Origin of the sequence: Exiguobacterium sp. s101, assembly GCF_018617835.1 — a bacterium.
GTDB lineage: Bacteria > Bacillota > Bacilli > Exiguobacteriales > Exiguobacteriaceae > Exiguobacterium > Exiguobacterium marinum.
Window position 1 is genome coordinate 96120 of sequence record NZ_JACSKX010000004.1, and the last position, 19829, is coordinate 115948.

Here is a 19829-nt window from a genome sequence, read left to right on the forward strand (position 1 = left end):
CCTCCATTTTTTAATCAATATACGGTATATGTGTTCGGATCGATCGACTCGAGCGATTGTTTGATTGCTTGCAAGAACTGACCTGCGACGAGACCGTCAAGGACGCGATGGTCGACCGACATGCAAAGGTTGACCATATCGCGTGCCGCAAACATTCCATTCATCCATACCGGACGCTTCACGATCGACTCGACTGATAGGATGGCAGCTTGTGGGTAATTCAAAATCGGTGCCGACTGAATTGAGCCGAACGCACCTGTGTTGTTGATGGTGAACGTCCCGCCACGCATCTCTTCTGCCTTCAAACGGTTCTCACGCGCTCGCGTTGCCACGTCTTGAAGTGTAACAGCAAGTCCTTTGATGTTCTTCTCATCCGCTTGACGAATGACCGGTACATAAAGGGCGTTGTTTGCCGCGACGGCCACCGAAAGATGGATGTCTTGGTGAACTTTGATATGATCGCCCGCCCACTCCGAGTTCATCATCGGATATTTCTTCAATGCCTCGATCGCCGCTTTCATGAAGAACGGCATGAATGTCAATTTGACACCTTCCCGTTTCATGAACTCGTCTTTCAGTTTTGCCCGGGCGTCGACGAGATTCGTCACGTCGACTTCAATCATGAGCCATGCGTGCGGCGCCTCGTGTTTTGAGCGGACCATATTGTTCGCAATCGCTTGACGTACACCTGCTGTCGGAATGGATTCATAGCGTCCAGAAGAAGGGGATGTCGATGCGACCGGTTGCGACGGTTCGACGACAGGACGTGGTGCCTCAGTCGGAACGTCCATCTTTGTTTGTACCATCGTCTCTTGGACAGGTGCTTGTGTCGCTTTCTCAGGAGTCGATGCCGGACGTCCTTCTGATAAGTAACGAAGAATATCTTTCCGCGTGATCCGACCGCCTAAACCGCTTCCGCTCAGTTCACTCAAATCGATATCATTCTCGTTGGCGAGTCGGATGACAGCAGGTGAGTATCGACCGTTTCCACTCTGTTTTTTCGGAGTAGTGGCGACCGCTTGCTTAGAGACGGGTTCTGCAGGTGTCGTTTCTGCAATCGGTTCGGTCTTCGTCTCAACTACAGCTTCCTCCGCACTTTCAACTTCCATCGTCAATACCGGTGTCCCGACGCTGACCGTCTCCCCTTCTGGAATGAGGAATTCTTTCACGACTCCCGCACTAGTCGCCGGAATCTCGGCCGTCACTTTATCCGTCATGACTTCCGCGAGTGGTTCATACTCTTCCACACGGTCGCCCGGTTTGACGAGATAAGTCGTGATCGTGCCTTCTGTCACACTCTCCCCAAGTTGGGGCATGGTAATCGTTTGTTCCATGGAGATGCCTCCTTAAAACGCCGCGAGCTGACGCGCCCGCTCGGCAATTTTTTCTGGGGATACGATAAAGAATTTTTCCATCGGTGGTGCATACGGCATTGCCGGCACATCAGGGCCAGCCAAACGCTCAATCGGCGCATCGAGTTCGAAGAGCGCCTTCTCCGCGATAATCGCCGCTACTTCTCCGATGATACTTCCTTCTTTGTTGTCCTCTGTCACGAGTAGCACTTTACCTGTCTTCTTGACTGACTCGATGATCGCTTCTTGGTCGAGCGGGTAGACGGTACGAAGATCGAGGATGTGCGTGCTGATCCCTTCTTCTTCGAGCGTTTTCGCTGCTTCTTGTGCCATGTGTACACAGAGACCGTATGTGATGATTGTGATGTCATCGCCTTCACGTTTGACTGCCGCCTTACCGATTTCGACCGTATATTCGTCCGTCGGCAAATCTGCCTTCAAAAGACGATAGGCACGCTTATGTTCAAAGAAGAGCACCGGGTCGTTTGAACGAATCGCCTCTTTCAATAATCCTTTCGCATCGACCGGGTCTGATGGAATGACGACTTTAAGACCTGGCGTCGAACTAAACATCGCCTCGACCGATTGCGAATGATAGAGGGCCCCGTGGATCCCTCCACCAAAAGGCGCACGGATGACCATCGGACATGTCCAATCGTTATTCGAGCGGTAACGAATTTTCGCAGCTTCCGATACGATTTGGTTCACTGCTGGCATGATGAAGTCTGCAAACTGCATTTCTGCGATCGGTCGCATCCCATACATCGCAGCTCCGACACCGACACCCGCAATCGCACTCTCGGCGAGCGGTGCATCGATGACACGACCTTCCCCGTACTTCTCAATCAACCCTTGTGTGGCACGGAATACCCCGCCGCGAACGCCGACGTCTTCTCCGACGACGAAGACGTTTTCGTCGCGCTCCATTTCCTCATGAATCGCTTCATTGATCGCTTCGATAAACGTTTTCATCATTTTTCCTCCTCGTAGACGTAATCCATTGCAGATTCAGGCGCAGCGTACGGTGCCTTATCCGCATATGTCGTCGCTTCGTTCACTTCTAAATCAATCTTCTCGTCAATTTCCGAGAGCGCATCAGACGTAGCGACCTCCTCGTTAATGAGTCGTTGACGGAACAGTTTTATGCCGTCCCGTTCTTTCAATCCAGCCAATTCTTCCGCTGAGCGGTAGGCTTTGTCATCGTCATCTGATGAGTGAGGTACGAGGCGTTCCACTTCTGCTTCGATGAGTGTCGGTCCCTCTCCGCGCAGAGCACGTTCACGCGCTTCTTTCACGACCGCATAAACGGCAATCGGGTCGGTCCCGTCGACTGTCACGCCTGGCATCCCGTAACCTTTCGCCCGGTCAGATACTCTTTTACATGCCAACTGCTTCGTGAGTGGTACCGAGATTGCATATTTGTTGTTCTCACAGAATAAGATGACCGGAAGTTTGTGGACACCGGCAAAGTTTGCACCTTCGTGGAAATCTCCTTGGTTGGAAGACCCTTCACCGAACGAGACAAACGTGACGAGCTCTTCTTTTTTCATCTTCGCTGCGAGTGCGATTCCGACAGCATGAGGGACTTGTGTCGTGACCGGAGATGAACCCGTCACGATGCGATGCTCTTTCGAGCCGAAGTGTCCAGGCATCTGACGACCGCCCGAGTTCGGATCTTCCGCTTTCGCGAACGCCGACAGCATCAAGTCTCTTGAAGTTTGACCGAAGTGTAGGACGACCGCCACATCACGATAGTAAGGGAGGACATAGTCGATTCCTTTTTCGAGTGCGAACGCCGCCCCGACCTGCGCTGCCTCTTGACCTTGACACGAAACGACGAACGGGATTTTCCCGGCGCGGTTCAACTTCCACATCCGTTCATCAATTTTACGCGCACGCACCATCGTTTCGTACATCGCCAATAAATCTTGTTTTGTTAAGCCGAGCTCTTCATATGAGTTTACAGTCATCTGTTCCATCCTTGTTCCTCCTTAGGCGTGAATCGGTAATCCATCGACGGCGAGCGCCGCTTCCTGGAAGGCCTCACTTAGTGCAGGGTGTGGGTGAACGAGTTGCCCCATTTCCCAAGCGGTCGCGTTCAAGACGAGTGCGAGCCCGCCTTCAGTGATGAGTTCAGTCGCTTTCGGTCCGACGATATGGACACCGAGCAGGTCATCTGTCTCTTTGTCCGAAACGAGTTTGACGAATCCGTCGGCTTGCCCTTCAATGCGCGCTTTCCCGAGGCCGTTGAAGCGATACGTCCCTGTCTTCACGTCATGTCCCGCATCTTTTGCTGCTTCTTCTGTCAGACCGACCGAGGCGACTTCAGGGACACTGTATACACAGCGTGGGATGAGCATATAATCGAGTGGTGTCGGCTCAAGACCAAGAATCGTCTCGACGGCCTTCACTCCTTCTGCTGAAGCGACGTGGGCGAGTTGTAGCTTCCCGATACAGTCACCGATTGCGAAGATATGACGTTCTTTCGTCCGATACTGGCTATCGACTTGAATGATCCCGTTCTCGACGACGATGGACGTATTTTGTAGCCCCAGGTCTTCTGTATTAGCGACACGACCCACTGAGACGAGGACACAGTCAACGTTCAACATGTCTTCCCCAACAGCAAGCTCCACCGCTTCTTCATGAATCAATGTCCGTTCCGCATCGACTGTCACACTTTTCTTCACACGAACACCGCGCTTCTTCAATAACCGCTCCACTTCACGAGAGACCGCCTTGTCCTCGAGCGGGAGTAAACGATCGCCTACTTCAATCAACGTCACATTCACATCCAAATCGACGAGCATCGATGCCCATTCGACTCCGATCACACCGCCACCGACAATCGCAATCGATTCAGGTAGTGTCTCGAAATTGAGCAAGTCGTCTGAGTTTAAAATACGCTCGTGATCGAACGGTAACCCAGGAAGCTCACGTGGAATCGATCCTGTGGCGATAATCAATTGGTTCGGCAAGATGAGCTCCGACTCACCGCTTTCATCTTCAACCGATACGGTCCCTGGTTGTGGTGAGAAGATACTTGGTCCAAGAATGGAGGCTTTCCCCCGAAACACTTCAATCTTTCCTTGTTTCATCAAATGCTCGATTCCCTTTTCTAGGCCAGCGACGAGATCGCGCTTATACGTTTGGGCCCGTTCCATGTTGAACGTCACGTCTCCCGTTTCCACACCATACGTCGCACTCTGTTTCGCCGTTTGATAAACGTGTGCCGCTTTTAAGAGCGCCTTCGTCGGGATGCATCCTCTATGTAAGCAGGTTCCGCCTAACTTCTTCGCCTCGACGATTGCGACAGATTTTCCTGCCTGGGCCGCTTTAATCGCGGCCACATATCCTCCTGGTCCTCCACCGATGACGACAACATCAAATTCTTGTGCCATGTGTATCCCCCTCATAAACTCGTGCGGTCTCTTCCTTCTCGATGATGCGAAGCGCACCTTCAGCCAACGCTTTTAGTTCATCTTCACCCGGATAAATATGTACCGGCGCGAGATAAGTGACACGCTCCTTAATCTTGTCAGTCAGCCAGTCGGAATATGCGATCCCGCCCGTCAGTAAGATGGCATCTACACGACCACATAATGTCGCCCCATGTTTAGAAATCTCTTGAGCGACGCGATAAGCCATCGTCTCATACAAAAGTCTCGCCTCATCGTCACCTGTTTCTAAGCGTTGTTCAATCTCAATCGCATCGTATGTTCCGAGGTGAGCGAACAGTCCGCCCTGACCAACAATTTTCTTCTTCATTTCCGATTCTTTATACCTGGTACTATAACATAGTTCTACTACCTGTCCAACAGGAATTGAACCAGCACGCTCTGGTGCAAGCGGACCGTCCCCGTCCAGTCCATTGTTCACATCAATGACGCGGCCAGCCACATGTGCACCGACAGTGATTCCGCCACCGAGATGCGCAACAATGAGATTCAGATCGTTGTAATCGCTTCCAATTTCAGATGCGAATCGCTTCGCAACGGCCTTTTGGTTAAGAGCATGGAAAATACTCCGACGATCAATCTCTGATATACCCGTCTTACGGGCCAACTCATGCATCTCATCGACGACGACTGGATCGACAATGAAACTCGGGACTCCTTCGTGCTCACCAATTTTAGAAGCAATCAATCCACCAAGGTTGGATGCGTGCATACCGAAACGACCGCTCGTCAAATCCTCACGCATGAGTTCATTGACGGTATATGTTCCCGATGTCATTGGCGCAAGTAAGCCACCACGACCGACGACCGCGGTCAAATCGTTGACCGCGATGCCAGTCTCTTCTAACAAGGCACGTACTTCTTGCTCACGATGAGGCAATTGCTCCGGAAGAGTGAGGCCGGTCACGTCAATCTCATGACGAACCGTGCGAGTCATCACTTCTTCCTTCCCATCAAACAATCCAACTTTCGTCGAGGTCGACCCTGGGTTGATTGCAAGAATTAGCCGTTTCGTCATCTTAGCGTCTCCCTAGAATGCTTTTTTCGACTTTTAGGAATTGACTGCGTGAACGCGACATCATCTGAATACGTTCTTCAGCCATCTTATCGGCCGCGACGTGTGTCGGTACACCGTCACGTTCTGCGATTTCAAAGACGCGCATCATGTTGTCATAAATGAGTTCGACTTTTTTCATCGCGCGTTCTCGGTTGTATCCTTCGAGTTCGTCGGCGACGTTGATGACACCTCCAGCGTTGATGACGAAATCTGGTGAATAGAGGATACCGTTCTCGTCGAGCACATCACCGTGACGATCTTCTGCCAATTGGTTGTTCGCAGCACCTGCGACGATTTGAGCTTTTAACTGTGGAATCGTTTGATCGTTGATGACCGCACCGAGTGCACATGGGGCAAAAATGTCACATTCGACAGAGTAAATTTCATCCGGCTTGACGACAGTCGCACCAAAGTCAGTCTCCGCACGTTTGAGTGCTTCCTCGTTAATATCTGTCACGATCAAATGCGCACCTTCTTCGTGGAGGTGGCGGCATAAATTATAGGCGACGTTTCCGACACCTTGTACAGCAACCGTCTTCCCAGCGAGCGAGTCGGTACCAAACTTCCATTTAGCAGCCGCTTTCATCCCACGATACACACCGTATGCTGTTACAGGTGAAGGGTTACCACTCGAGCCGAATGCTGGGCTAACGCCTGTTACGTAGTCTGTCTCCATATGAATGAAATCCATATCTGAAACTGTCGTGTTGACATCTTCAGCCGTGATGTAGCGTCCGCTAAGTGACTGTACGTAACGACCGAACGCACGGAAGAGCGCTTCTGACTTATCCGTCTTCGCATTTCCGATGATGACAGCTTTTCCGCCTCCAAGGTTGAGACCGGCTGCCGCATTTTTATACGTCATTCCTTTTGCAAGGCGCAAGACGTCTGTGAGTGCTTCTTGTTCTGATTCATAGTTCCACATGCGAAGTCCACCGAGCGCTGGACCGAGTGTCGTATCGTGAATCGCGATGATTGCTTTTAGTCCTGAAGTTTGGTCCTGACAAAATACGATTTGTTCATAGTCCTCAGATTGTAAAACATCAAAAATACGGAAGCGTGGTTCTGTGTTTGTTTCCATCATGGTTAATTCCTCCTATTAAATATGATTAATTTTTGGCATGTAACAAAGCGAATGCGAGTGAATATAGTTTCGCTTCTGCAGTATCGGCACGACTCGTCAACACGACAGGGGCTGATGCGCCGACGACAATCGCCGCTACGCTCGCCTCTGCAAAATACATGATTGATTTATAAAGGACGTTGCCGACCTCTATGTATGGTACGACTAATAAGTCAGCTTTACCGGCTACTTCACTGTTGATTCCTTTTTGCTTGGCCGCAATCATATCGACCGCATTATCGAGTGCGAGTGGTCCGTCTACGATACAGCCTTTGATTTGACCCCTACGATTCATTTGACTGAGTAACGCGGCATCGAGTGTCGCATTCATCTGTGGATTGACAACTTCGACCGCTCCGATTGCTGCAACTTTTGGTGATGCGTAACCAATGTCATGCATCGCCTCGACAGCATTGTGGATGATTTCAACTTTTTCTTCAAGCGTCGGCGCAATATGAATCGCAGCATCAGTCACACCGATCAGCTTCTCTCGATTCGGAATTTGAAATAAAGCCACATGACTGAGCGTTCGTTTCGTCCGAAGACCAGCCTCTCGATTGAGGACGGCTTTCATGAAAGTAGATGTCGACACCATTCCTTTCATGAGTACATCCGCTTCTTTGTTTTTCACGGCTAGCGCGGCGCGGCGTGCAATCTCTACATCACCTTTCGCATGTAAAATATCGACGTTTGACTCATCGATCTCATGCTGCTCACATAACTTCCGGATTTCTCTAGCTTCGCCGAACAAAATGAAGCGAGACAAGCCATGATCCGTAGCAAGTTTTACGGCCCGAATAACTTCTTCGTCCGCTGCACCCGCAATGGACACGGTACAACCTTCTAGTTGTTTCGCGTTCGTCAGCATCCGTTCAAAATTCATCATTGTCCCCCCTTGACCTCTACACTATATCATAAGCAAGTTTAATTCCAAAAATGTAAGCGCTTTATAATGCGGGTGACCATGCATATTGATGCTTACCATGCAGAAATATTCATGCAGATTAATGCGTGGTGTCTAGTTTGTTATATAATGTTCGAATCGAAATCTTTAATCGGCGGGCTGCTTCTGATTTGTTCCCACCGGCTTCTTCAATCGTTCGTTCAATCAAATCTCGCTCATATTTCGCTACGGCCTCATGGAATGTCCCGGACTCAACTACTTTTTGACTTGTAGACCGATTTGATAATTGTAAGTGGTGAGGCGCGATCCACTGGTCGGTGCTCGCCATGTAAATCATCGCCCGCCCAATCACGTTCTCAAGTTCTCGGACGTTCCCTTTCCAATGCTGACTTTTCAGTAGAATCAACGCATCTTCGTCTACCCCACGTACACTACGACCATATTCCTGATTCAACTTCCGTACGATTCGGTCACACAGTGCTTCGAGTTCATTCAACCGTTCACGTAAAGGTGGTATGTGGATTGGCATACGATTGATCCGGTAATACAAATCTTCACGGAAGGACCCATCCCCCACTTTTTGCTCAAGATCGGCATTCGTTGCGGCAATGATGCGGACATCGATTGGGATCGCCGTTGTCCCTCCAACTCGCACGATTTCATTTTCCTGTAGGACACGTAACAGTTTCACTTGGACATCGAGCGGCAATTCACCAATTTCGTCTAAAAAGAGTGAACCACCGTCCGCTTCCTCGAAATAACCCGTTTTCCCGCCTCGTTTGGCACCGCTGAACGCGCCATCCTCATAGCCGAACAACTCACTCTCAAGAAGCGTTGGCGAGATGGCGGCACAGTTGACCCGAATGAACTTCTTATATTTCCGGGGGGACTCCCCGTGAATGGCATGGGCGAACAATTCTTTCCCAGTTCCCGATTCTCCACGAATCAATACTGTCACAGGGGTCACCGCAGCAAGTTTTGCCTGCTCAATGACAAATCGCATCGCATCACTCGTCGCGATGATATCGGCAAACTGATACTTCGCCTCTAGATTCCGAATGCGTGTTTTCGCTTCCTGTAATTCATCTCGAAGCGCACGGATTTGAGACACATCTCGGATGACCCCGACCGAGCCGCGTAATTTACCTTCCACGATGATTGGTTCCGCGTTCACGAGAATGTCCCGTCGAGTCGCACCGATTTGCATTCTGATGTCCCTGACGCCTTGTCCGGTAGACAATACTTTCAAATGGACACTTTCTTGCATTCCAATGTCAGCCGTTGCCGGCTTATCGACAACGTCTTCTTTTTTAAATCCCGTCAAACGAGTGTATGATGGGTTGATCAATATCGTGTTCCCATGATGGTCGGCTACCGAAATGGCTTCACTCGTACATTCAATGATTGCTTCAAGCATTTGTTGATTCTGCTTCAACCGCTCGACAACGATACGAATAAACTCTCCTGGTAACACGACCGCCTCTTTAAAATGGTCTTTCAACTCTTCGAACGTTTGATGCTGTCCGGTTGTTTCGATGACAAAGTCTAGCTTAGCTTCAGCATATTTTGTCCAATCATCTGTCACAGCGATGCCGTAACTTTTCGCAAGAGCGATTCCTTCAGCCGATACATCAGAGTCAACGACTGCCACAATAGTCGCAAGTGGTGAATCCATCAACATATGAAGGACCTCTGACCCGCCTTTTCCGGCCCCGACAATCATCAATCGTTTATTCATACTTATTCCCCCATCATCTCTCTTCTCTTCTTCATGCTACTGAATCCTATGTTGATTCGCAAGTCGCCTAAAAATAGACAGTGTCGAGCGAAATGATTTCTGTTAAAATAATGTATGGTAAAGGAGGAGATTGCATGCGTTTCATCGCACTTCTAATCTTAATCATCCCCGGACTACTAGGTGTCTACGGAATCAAATTGCTCCGCGACAGCTTCTTTTTGAAGACGAGCACACCCTTCACATGGATTGATTCACTCGCTGCCGCCTCTATGTTGCAGGGGACCTTTGGACTTCTGCTCGCCATGGGTGGGATCGGATTTGTAGCTGGCTATATTTTTAACCGCGACAAGAAATCAGGAAAAGTTCAACGATTCGACTCATAAGTACACAAAAAAAAGGTTCCCTAACTTGACTTCATTTCAAGTGCGGAACCTTTTATTCGTATTGAATTGTGATCACTACGGATGATCTCCTTTCTAACTACTTTGCTTGCTTTGACATGATATCCAACGTCTTCTTAATGAAGAAGTATGAAAGAATTTTAGTAACTGCCGTCTTGCGTGAACGGAACGCTTCCATTCGAGTTACTAACTTTTTGATTATCGGATCATGTCCAACCATCCATTGTGAAGTCGAGCGCTTGCCATAAACTGTTCAACGGTTGACAACACTCCTTTTGGTTAACTGAACGATTCGTTTTCCCTATACCAACCCCTAGCTTCGAGCTGATGATAGAATCGCCTCGCAAATGAGCGACTGTCGCGACCTCACGTCGGGACATTAACGACTTGAGGTGTCGTCCCCACCTCTGAGCTATAATCGGATAGCGAACCGAGATGATTATATTTCTTCAAACATGCTCCGGAACAAGTTTGAAAAGCGTTCATCTGACGCTTGTCCAAGTAACTTGGTACACATTTATTATAACAAAGAACGAGTATTTTGCAAGCGCTTTCTTTCTTAAACTGAATAAAAAAGGACTAAGCCGATCATGACTCAGTCCAAATCGAGTTTTTAATTGTTCTTAAACGATAAATACGTGACGAAGTAAGAGATGAACTCCGAGTTTTTCGGGCTTCGCTCACGCTCCGGTCGTCCTTCAAACATTTCATGGTCCTGCATCCCGTTACCCCAGGCCGTCTTAATCGCGTGGCGCATAGCCCGCTCCACACGCGACGAAGTCGTCTCATGTTCTTTCGCAACCATTGGATATAACTCTTTCGTGATTAGACCGAGCAAGTCTTGACGCTCCTTCACATAGATGACCGCTTGACGGATGTACTTGAATCCTTTGATTCGTGGAGAAATGCCCATTTGTTGCAGTAAGAGTGAAATCTCGATCTCTTCGGGTGTCATCCCTTCAAACTCCCGATTCGTCCCATCCGACAATTCTCGAATCTTCGTTAACAACTGTTGGATATTGAATGGCTTGACGAGAAAATAAGAGGCACCGAGTTGAACCGCTTGTTTCGTCACTTCATCTTTCCCGAACGCACTGAGCATGATCACTTCCGGCTTCTCGTCACCGAACTCTTCATTAAGACGTTGCAATACTCCAATTCCATCCAAATGCGGCATGATAATATCGAGTAAGAGTACATCCGGTTGGTGTGTCTTGACGACATCCAAGCACGTTTCACCATCGTGCGCCGTTCCCACGACACGAAGATCAGGCTCAGATTCTAGTTGTCGGCTCAACAAATCGACGATTTCTCGATTGTCGTCCGCAATACATAATGTAATCACTTATGACACTCCTTTGATGAACTTCTGTTTTACTTGCTGTGACATCTCAAGTAACTCTTCAACGTGTTGTTTCGTCAAGTTCGTCATTTGAGCTCCAGCAATCATTCGACCCAATTCGTCGATTCGGCTCTCATGATTGAGAGAGTCGACATTCGTTTTCGTTCGGTCATCCGTTTCTGTTTTCGTAATGTAAAGGTGTTGATCTGCCATCGCGGCGACTTGTGCCAAGTGAGTGATACACAGCACCTGTGACCCGACAGATAGACGGAAAATCTTCTCCCCCATCGCTTGGGCGACACGGCCGGACACACCTGTATCGACTTCATCAAAAATAATCGAGGCCACTCCGACGGTTCTCGAAAAGATGGACTTGAGTGCGAGCATAACGCGGGAAAGCTCACCGCCTGAAGCGACTTTCGCAAGCGGTTTAAACGGTTCACCGACATTTGTCATCATGTAAAACTCTACATCATCTAATCCGTCTTGTTTTAGAGACGTTGAGCGGAAACGAACTTCAAATGCTGTTTTTTCCATGTACAGTTCTTTTAATTCACGATGTATCGCCTGCTCCAGCGACTTTGCTGCAACTTTGCGGGCTGTAGACAGTTTTATTCCAGTCTCTTTTGCAGCCTTCTCTAATCGAACAAGCACATCTGACAACGTCTGCAAATGTTCTTCTCGATTCGTCATCGATTTAAGTTCCTCGGAAGCTCGTTCCCCATATGCGATGACTTCTTCGATTGTCGTTCCATACTTTCGTTTTAGCTGCTGGAAAAGGGCTAATCTCGACTCGATCTCATCCAATCGAATCGGATCAAACTCTAGCGAATCTAATTGATCGCGCAATTGAAATTTCGCGTCTTCTAGCAGATAGTATGCGTTGGAGATTGTCTCGGATACAGAAGCAAGAGAGGTGGAAAGCTGTGATGCCTCGCCCATTTCACGCATCGCAACGCCAATTTGGTCAAGTCCGTTCGAGTCCTCGGCAACCGCCTCATAAGAAAGACGGATATGTTGATGGATGCGCTCAAAGTTGGCTAATTCATCACGTTCTTCCGTCAGCGCCTGTTCTTCACCCGGCTTTAATTCTGCCGCCTCGATCTCTTTTGTCTGGAACGACAACAAATCCATCCGCTGCGCGAGTTCTTGCTCACTTTGGCTGAGGCGCTTCAGTTCATCGGCGATTTTTTTCCAAGCTGCATATGCTGCTTGATATTCCTCTAATAGAGGGCCTACTTCCTTCTCGGCAAAGTGATCGAGAATTCCTAAGTGAAATTCCGCTTCCATCAGATGTTGATGCTCATGTTGCCCATGAATATCGACGAGAAGTCGCCCGAATTCACGCAACGTCGAGAGCGTCATCATTTTCCCGTTCACCCGACAGACACTTTTTCCACTACTATGTAAGTCTCGACGTAGTATGACAGTCCCGTCCTCAACATCAATTCCATATTGATTGGCCGCTTCAATGACGGGATGATTTGGTTCAATCATGAATAACCCTTCGATTTCGGCCTTGTCCTGACCGTAGCGAACAAACTCACTAGAGCCTCGTCCTCCAACAAGCAACCCAATCGCATCTAACAAAATTGATTTACCGGCACCCGTTTCACCCGTGAGAACGGTCATACCTCGATTAAACGTAATGTTTAACTCGTCGATAATCGCAAACTGTTTGATTGATAGTTCTGCTAACATACGTACTTTCACCTCATAACATTCCGATTAATCGATCGATAATCTGCTTCGCTTTATCTTCATCGCGCGCAATCATTAAAATCGTATCGTCGCCACAAACCGTCCCAATCAATTCATCCCATGACAAATGGTCGATTAAGACGCCGATTGCATCAGCATTTCCCGGAAGCACTTTCATGACGACCAAATTTTGAGCAGAATCGACCGAGACGAAGCTGTCGCTAAGGATTCGCTTCATTTTACCGTATGGGTTAAAGCGCTGATCCGCAGGCAAGCTGTATTTATATCGTCCGTCGTTTAACGGCACTTTGACTAAATGTAACTCCTTAATATCCCGAGACACAGTTGCCTGTGTGACCGGATATCCGGAGCGACGTAGTTCATCTACCAGTTCATCTTGCGTTTCGATTTCACGATTCGTCACGATGTCTCGAATTTTAATCAATCGCTGTCCTTTGTTCATAAGCGCTGACACCTCATTTTTCGTTTCACATACACATTATCATTCTAAAGTATTGTCGAAAAAAGGTCTAGCATTCCAGTGGGTATTTCCACCATTCCCCATCTCTTCTTCATCGATAAGAAAAAGCTACAGACAAATCTGTCTGTAGCCATTGCTTATCCCTTTAGTTTGGTACGTGCCGCATCCACCACGTCTTCGACTCGTAGGGATGGTTCGACTCCACCTATCCCCGTATAACGGGCGAATAAGAGGAATTCAATATTTCCGTCTCCACCCGTGATTGGGGAGTAATCCAATCCTTCGACGAAGAACCCTTCCGATGCAAAATAGTGAACCATATCGCTCGCCACACGCTCATGTACGTCACGGTCTCGTACAATCCCTTTTTTCCCGACATCGGCTTTACCGGCTTCAAATTGAGGTTTAACGAGTGCCATAACGACACCGTCCTGCTTTAAAATAGTTTTGAGCGGCGGCACCATAAGGCGTAGTGAGATGAACGAGACATCAATCGTCGCAAAGTCTGGTTTGATCGGGAATTGATCGGCCGTCGCATGACGAAAATTCATCCGTTCCATGACGACAACGCGATCATCGCTCCGAAGTTTCCAGGCAAGCTGGTTGTACCCGACATCGACCGCATACATTTGGCTCGCACCGTTTTGAAGCGCACAGTCAGTAAACCCTCCCGTTGAAGACCCGATGTCGATTCCGACACGTCCGTTTACGTCAAACGGGAATACTTCGAGCGCTTTCTCGAGCTTCAAGCCCCCCCGGCCGACATACGGTAGGGCTTGTCCCTTCAGTTCGAGAGGGATATCATCAAACACTTTATCGCCCGCCTTGTCTAGGCGTTCGGTCCCACTATAGACGAGACCGGCCATGACAGACCGCTTCGCCTTTTCTCGTGTTTCAGCGAGTCCACGTTCGACGAGCAATACATCTAATCTAGTTTTCGTTCTTTTTTCCATAATCCCTCACACATTCTGTCGATTTGTTTCCATGACGAAGCGTTCAATCGATTCCGCCATTTGGATAGGTCGAAGTCCAATCTCTTCTAAGAGTTGGTTGACCCCTCCATGTTCGATATAGCGATCCGGAATACCGAGACGTTGAATCCGCGGGAAAGTTCCAGCTTCATTCGCATGCTCTAACACACTACTTCCAAAACCACCGGCAAGTGCCGCTTCTTCGAGTGTCACGAGCGGGATGCCTTCTGCATATAATGAAGCAAGCATGGCCTCATCGAGCGGTTTAATCGTACGGCAGTTGATGACCCGAACGCTGAGCGTGCCTTCTAACAAAGACCGTACTTCAAGAGCGTCTTGAACTTGTGGACCGAACGTCAAAATCGCGACATCTGTTCCTTCCGCCTCGACTTCCCAATCATCAAGTGAAATCTCCTGAAGCGTGTCACTCATCGGAACACCGATTCCTTCACCACGTGGGAACCGAATCGCAATCGGCCCGCCATCGTAACGAAGAGCAGAATAAACGAGTCGTTGTAACTCTTCTTCGTCTTTAGCCATCAAGATGCGAATGTTTGGGACATGACGCATAAAGGCGATGTCAAACACACCTTGGTGCGTCTCTCCATCCGCCCCTACGAGTCCGGACCGGTCAATCGTGAACACGACGTTCAGGTTTTGACGACAAATGTCATGGACGAGTTGGTCATACGCACGTTGGAAGAACGTCGAATAAATCGAGACGACGGGTTTTAATCCTTGTGTCGCTTGTCCACCAGCGAGCGTGACCGCGTGCTGCTCAGCGATCCCGACATCAAACATGCGTTCCGGGAATTTTTTAGTGAAGCAGTCAAGTTTTGATCCGACGCTCATTGCCGGCGTGATCAACGTGACCCGTTCATCAGACTCCGCAACTTTCGTAATCGTTTCAGCGACCACTTTCGAATAACTTGGTCCTTTCGGCTTCCCTTTGATGACTTCACCAGACTCAATCTTATATGGCCCAAGCCCGTGCCACGTTCCGATACCATCTAGTTCTGCCGGACGGTAACCTTTGCCTTTTTTCGTGATGACATGAACGAGAACCGGACCATCGATCTTCTTCGCATACTCGAGCGTCTCGAGCAAATCTTTCAAATCGTGTCCGTCTGTCGGGCCGAAGTAAGTAAACCCGAGTTCTTCAAAGAAAGTGCCCGGAATAAGTGCAGACTTCAATAAATCCTTCACCCGTTCCCCACTTCGTTCAAGCGAGTTGCCAACGAGAGGAATGTGCTTAATGATGGATTCCATTTCTTCACGCGCATGCTTCAGTTTTCGTGATGCACGAATACGTCCGAGCATGTTGTGCATGGCACCGACGTTCGGTGCAATCGACATCTCATTGTCGTTCAGGATGACGATGACATTTTGCTTTTCGGCACCAATGTGATTCAGCGCTTCAAGTGCCATTCCCCCAGTCAGCGCACCATCCCCGATGATGGCAATGGCACGATCGTTTGCGCGACCTTTCAACTCGTTTGCGATTGCAATCCCCATCGCTGCCGAAAGTGATGTCGAACTGTGGCCTGTTTCCCAAACGTCATGTTCGCTCTCACAACGTTTCGGGAAACCGCATAATCCATTGTACTGTCGCAGGGTATCAAACTGATCCGTACGTCCTGTCAAAATTTTATGAACGTACGCCTGATGACCGACGTCCCATACAAGTTGGTCTTTCGGACTGTCAAATACACGGTGCAAGGCAAGCGTCAACTCTACAACACCTAAGTTTGGCGCCAAATGCCCTCCCGTCACTGCCAATTTTTCAATCAAGAATCGTCTAATGTCAGAACCGAGAAATTCGAGTTCGGTTACAGACAACCTTTTCAGGAATGACGGGTCTTGAATGGATGTCAAGTCCATAATGACCATCCTTTCTCCTCACATTTTACTGATTCGTACCTTACATTTTACAAGAATGTGACGGTAGATGCCACACATTCCCCAAAACAAAGGTGACACGATGTGCTCATCGTGTCACCGAGGTCAATAATTTCGTTTCACTACAAACGTCAACAGGTCAACAAGTAACGGTGCTTGAACCGAAAGTGACTGGATTGCAAAGGTCGCCGCATCTACCTCTGCATCAAGTGCACGCTTCGCCCCATCTAGTCCGAGTAATTTCGGATAAGTCGTTTTTTCATTCTCTTCATCCGAGCCGACGCGTTTCCCGATTGCCTGTTCGTCCCCGATGACATCTAAAATATCATCTTGAATCTGAAAGGCAATACCTAGATGGCGGCCGAACTGTTTGAGTTGAAGCCGGTCTTCTTTAGACACACCTGCAAGAATACTACCTGCTTCAAGTGCATAGACGAGCAGTGCTCCCGTCTTCCGTTCATGAATCGACTGAAGTTCCTGAAGCGTGACATCATCCCGCTTTTCAGCGAGCATATCATCTAATTGTCCACCGACCATGCCCGCACTTCCGGCGGCAAGTCCGAAAGCGCGAATAATCTCGACGATTGCTTCCGCAGGGAGGTTCGCTTCCGAAAGGATGCGAAACGCATCGGTTAATAGCGCGTCCCCCGCCAAAATGGCAGTCGCCTCATCAAACTGACGATGGTTCGTCAGACGACCGCGCCGAAGGTCGTCATCATCCATTGCTGGCAAGTCGTCATGAATGAGTGAGTATGTATGAACCATCTCGAGTGTCGAAGCGATTTCCCGCCCGCGCTCGATTGCAATGCCATACGTTTCAAGAACTGCATAAACGAGCGCAGGACGGATTCGCTTCCCTCCCGCCTCTAATGAATACGACATCGCATCACGGAGTCTAGTCGGCATGTCACTTGATTCGATAAGTTCCTGCATCGTTTCTTCAACAGCCAACTTCCACTTGTTCAAATCATCGGTACGATTCATGAGGGGCCTCCTTTTTCACGAAGGGTACCATCGAGTTCCAGGATTTCGTCCATCTTTTTCTCGGCTGCCGAGAGTTTTGTCTGACACAAAGCAGACAAGCGGACACCTTCTTCATAGAGCGTCATGGCTTCCTCTAGCGGCACATCACCGGTTTCGAGCTGAGCGACGATCTGTTCGAGTCGCTCTAGCGCGGCTTCAAACGTCTGTTCTTTTTTTGTCACCGACAACCCTCTCCTTCACTTCAGCGACTGCATGACCGTCCCGAAAACGAATCGAGATGTCTCCATCGCGTAATTGTTTCACATTTTGCACATATGCACCGTCTTGCTCAATGAACGCATAGCCACGTGATAAGACAGCAAGCGGGCTGACCGAATGCAGTCGTCCCACCTGTTGGGCAAACTGTTGTTTTGACTGTTCTAACGGTTTTGTACGACGGAGTCGAGCGGTCATTTGATTGACCTCTTCACCCTGCTGTGTCAACGTTTTTGAAAACCGTTTCAAATCAAGCTGTTGTGAGACTTGATGAAGTTGATGCGTGGCTTGGGTTAGATGGCGTCTCATCCCTTGTTCGAGTCGGATTTCAGATTGCGCGAATCGTTCACGTTTTTGTGAAATGGTATAACGCGGCGATCTTAACCCATAGCTGTTGACCATTCGATTGACTCTGCTCCGCAGATCATCGAGTTGGTTCGAAACCGATTTGTGCAAATGCACGTGAAGGCGCTCCACATCTTTACGTTGCGCATCAATCATTGCTGTAGCGAGTTCTGCTGCAGCCGTTGGAGTAGCTGCTCTTACATCTGCGACAAAGTCGGAAAGTGTATAGTCCGTTTCATGACCGACAGCAGAAATGATCGGAATCGTGGACGAATAAATCGCCTCCACCACAACATCCTCATTAAATGCCCACAGTTCTTCGATGGAACCGCCACCTCGTCCGACAATCAGTACATCACAATCAGTGCGCTCATTCATCCATTGAATGGCAGATGCAACTTGCGGGGCTGCCATCTCACCTTGCACGGCAACCGGAGCGAACGTAATGGCCACGTGAGGTGCACGACGTCGAAGGGTTGTCGCGATATCGTGGAGTGCAGCACCTTTAGGAGACGTCACAATCCCGATTCGCTCTGGAAATGTGGGTAGTGCTTGCTTGCTTTCCGAATCGAACCAACCCTTTTCCTCGAGTTCACGCTTTCTCGCCTCATACCGCTCAAACAACAGACCAACGCCATCTTGACGCATCAATTCGACATACAGCTGAACATCACCCGTCGCCTCATACATTGTCACTCTCGAGACAGCGATAACTTTCATCCCGTCTTTCGGTTCAAATTGAAGTTGTTTGGCATCACGAGAAAACATGACGGCTTTCATACGAGACGCGTCATCCTTCAACGTGAAATAACAATGACCCGAGGAATATCGTTTAAAATTTGAGATTTCACCGATGACTGCGACTTGTCGAAGCAATATATCATCATCGAGTTGTCGCTTCACATACCGAACGACCTCTGAAACCGGAAGGGGGTTAGCCACGTGATGCAACCTCGATCGTATTATGCATGAGCATCGTAATAGTCATCGGACCGACACCACCTGGAACAGGCGTGATCGCACTCGCCTTTTCTTTCACGGCCGTGTAATCCACGTCCCCGACGAGGCGACCTTCGACCCGGTTGACACCGACATCGATGACGACTGCCCCTGGTTTGACCATATCTGCAGTGACGAGACTTGCGCGCCCTACCGCGACAATCAAAATATCGGCCTGCCGCGTCATCGCACCGAGATCAGCCGTTTTTGAGTGACAATATGTGACCGTAGCAGATTCATTCAAAAACAACATCCCGACCGGTTTGCCGACGATTTGACTGCGACCGACGACGACAACGTGTTTTCCGGAAATCTCGGTTTGTGTCTTCGCGAGATGTAAGATGCCGTGAGGCGTACATGGGAGCAATGTGTCTAGACCGAGCATCATCTTCCCGACGTTCTCGGGATGGAATCCGTCTACATCCTTTTTAGGAGAGATGCGCATGATGACTCGCGACTCGTCGATGTGTTTCGGTAAAGGGAGCTGCACGAGAATACCATGGACTTCCTCATCCTCATTCATCAAGTCAATCAAGTTGAGCAATTCTGTTTCGCTAATTGTTTCATCAAAACGGAGCACTTGAGAATCGATTCCGATTTCCTCTGCCGCCCGTTCCTTCCCGCGTACATAGCTATGACTTGCTGGGTCATCCCCAATCAACACTACTTTCAATTTCGGTACGATGCCGCGTGCACGAAGTTCCGTTACACGCTCTTTTAACGTTGCTCGATATGATGCTGCCACTTGTTTCCCGTCGATCACTACTGCCATCTCTCATCCCCCGCTGTCTTTAGGTTTTTCTGTAGTTGGTCTGGTGT

The 19829-nt window shown here is 49.0% G+C and carries 18 protein-coding genes; 1 reads left to right on the forward strand and 17 read right to left on the reverse strand.

The genetic code is table 11. The annotated features are described in order from the left end of the window. Positions 1–14: 14 nt before the first annotated feature. The 8 genes from KNO76_RS05175 to KNO76_RS05210 form a co-directional block, all read right to left on the reverse strand. On the reverse strand, positions 15–1334 hold the full coding sequence (locus KNO76_RS05175) for a dihydrolipoamide acetyltransferase family protein (RefSeq protein WP_251127896.1): 1320 nt from the start codon (positions 1332–1334) through the stop codon (positions 15–17). A 12-nt stretch (positions 1335–1346) separates the two neighbouring features. Further along, a complete protein-coding gene (locus KNO76_RS05180) occupies positions 1347–2324 on the reverse strand; it encodes an alpha-ketoacid dehydrogenase subunit beta (protein WP_214698947.1) in 978 nt (325 codons plus the stop codon). Beyond that, the gene (locus tag KNO76_RS05185) at positions 2324–3331 is read right to left on the reverse strand and encodes a thiamine pyrophosphate-dependent dehydrogenase E1 component subunit alpha (protein ID WP_483297385.1); all 1008 of its coding nucleotides are present in this window, start codon (positions 3329–3331) and stop codon (positions 2324–2326) included. Before KNO76_RS05185 ends, KNO76_RS05180 begins: the two co-directional genes overlap by 1 nt. Before the next feature lie 12 nt (positions 3332–3343). Next, complete coding sequence (lpdA, locus tag KNO76_RS05190; RefSeq protein WP_214883253.1) at positions 3344–4753, reverse strand: dihydrolipoyl dehydrogenase; 1410 nt, start codon at positions 4751–4753, stop codon at positions 3344–3346. Next, positions 4737–5828 (reverse strand): butyrate kinase, encoded by a 1092-nt coding sequence (gene buk / locus KNO76_RS05195; RefSeq protein WP_214883255.1) that lies wholly within the window; start codon positions 5826–5828, stop codon positions 4737–4739. Before buk ends, lpdA begins: the two co-directional genes overlap by 17 nt. Before the next feature lies 1 nt (position 5829). Continuing rightward, positions 5830–6951 (reverse strand): Glu/Leu/Phe/Val family dehydrogenase, encoded by a 1122-nt coding sequence (locus KNO76_RS05200; RefSeq protein WP_026825754.1) that lies wholly within the window; start codon positions 6949–6951, stop codon positions 5830–5832. Positions 6952–6976: 25 nt separating this feature from the next. Further along, positions 6977–7873, reverse strand: coding sequence for a phosphate butyryltransferase (gene yqiS, locus KNO76_RS05205; protein ID WP_214883257.1), 897 nt, complete (start codon positions 7871–7873; stop codon positions 6977–6979). 121 nt (positions 7874–7994) lie between these two features. After that, complete coding sequence (locus KNO76_RS05210) at positions 7995–9632, reverse strand: sigma 54-interacting transcriptional regulator (RefSeq protein ID WP_214883260.1); 1638 nt, start codon at positions 9630–9632, stop codon at positions 7995–7997. A gap of 134 nt (positions 9633–9766) precedes the next feature. Here KNO76_RS05210 and KNO76_RS05215 point away from each other — a divergent pair, with 134 nt between their 5' ends. Further along, a complete protein-coding gene (locus KNO76_RS05215) occupies positions 9767–10015 on the forward strand; it encodes a DUF2627 family protein (RefSeq protein ID WP_026825751.1) in 249 nt (82 codons plus the stop codon). Between the two features lie 631 nt (positions 10016–10646). On the opposite strand, the gene spo0A is transcribed toward KNO76_RS05215, so the two are convergent. The 9 genes from spo0A to folD all read right to left on the reverse strand — a co-directional run bounded on the left by spo0A (position 10647) and on the right by folD (position 19782). Further along, complete coding sequence (spo0A, locus tag KNO76_RS05220) at positions 10647–11378, reverse strand: sporulation transcription factor Spo0A (protein WP_214883263.1); 732 nt, start codon at positions 11376–11378, stop codon at positions 10647–10649. Continuing rightward, complete coding sequence (gene recN / locus KNO76_RS05225; protein WP_214883266.1) at positions 11379–13076, reverse strand: DNA repair protein RecN; 1698 nt, start codon at positions 13074–13076, stop codon at positions 11379–11381. A 13-nt stretch (positions 13077–13089) separates the two neighbouring features. Then, on the reverse strand, positions 13090–13539 hold the full coding sequence (gene ahrC / locus KNO76_RS05230; protein WP_026825748.1) for a transcriptional regulator AhrC/ArgR: 450 nt from the start codon (positions 13537–13539) through the stop codon (positions 13090–13092). Between the two features lie 155 nt (positions 13540–13694). Continuing rightward, positions 13695–14510, reverse strand: a complete 816-nt coding sequence (locus KNO76_RS05235; RefSeq protein ID WP_214883269.1) for a TlyA family RNA methyltransferase — start codon at positions 14508–14510, stop codon at positions 13695–13697. 6 nt (positions 14511–14516) lie between these two features. After that, positions 14517–16409: a 1-deoxy-D-xylulose-5-phosphate synthase gene (dxs, locus tag KNO76_RS05240; protein WP_214883272.1), complete on the reverse strand. Its 1893-nt coding sequence runs from the start codon at positions 16407–16409 to the stop codon at positions 14517–14519. A gap of 123 nt (positions 16410–16532) precedes the next feature. Continuing rightward, the gene (locus KNO76_RS05245) at positions 16533–17411 is read right to left on the reverse strand and encodes a polyprenyl synthetase family protein (protein WP_214883274.1); all 879 of its coding nucleotides are present in this window, start codon (positions 17409–17411) and stop codon (positions 16533–16535) included. Then, positions 17408–17632, reverse strand: coding sequence for an exodeoxyribonuclease VII small subunit (gene xseB, locus KNO76_RS05250; RefSeq protein WP_026825744.1), 225 nt, complete (start codon positions 17630–17632; stop codon positions 17408–17410). The genes KNO76_RS05245 and xseB overlap by 4 nt, the downstream gene beginning before the upstream one ends. After that, positions 17607–18953, reverse strand: coding sequence for an exodeoxyribonuclease VII large subunit (gene xseA, locus KNO76_RS05255; protein WP_214883277.1), 1347 nt, complete (start codon positions 18951–18953; stop codon positions 17607–17609). Before xseA ends, xseB begins: the two co-directional genes overlap by 26 nt. Continuing rightward, positions 18946–19782, reverse strand: a complete 837-nt coding sequence (gene folD / locus KNO76_RS05260; RefSeq protein ID WP_214883280.1) for a bifunctional methylenetetrahydrofolate dehydrogenase/methenyltetrahydrofolate cyclohydrolase FolD — start codon at positions 19780–19782, stop codon at positions 18946–18948. Before folD ends, xseA begins: the two co-directional genes overlap by 8 nt. Between the last annotated feature and the right edge of the window lie 47 nt (positions 19783–19829).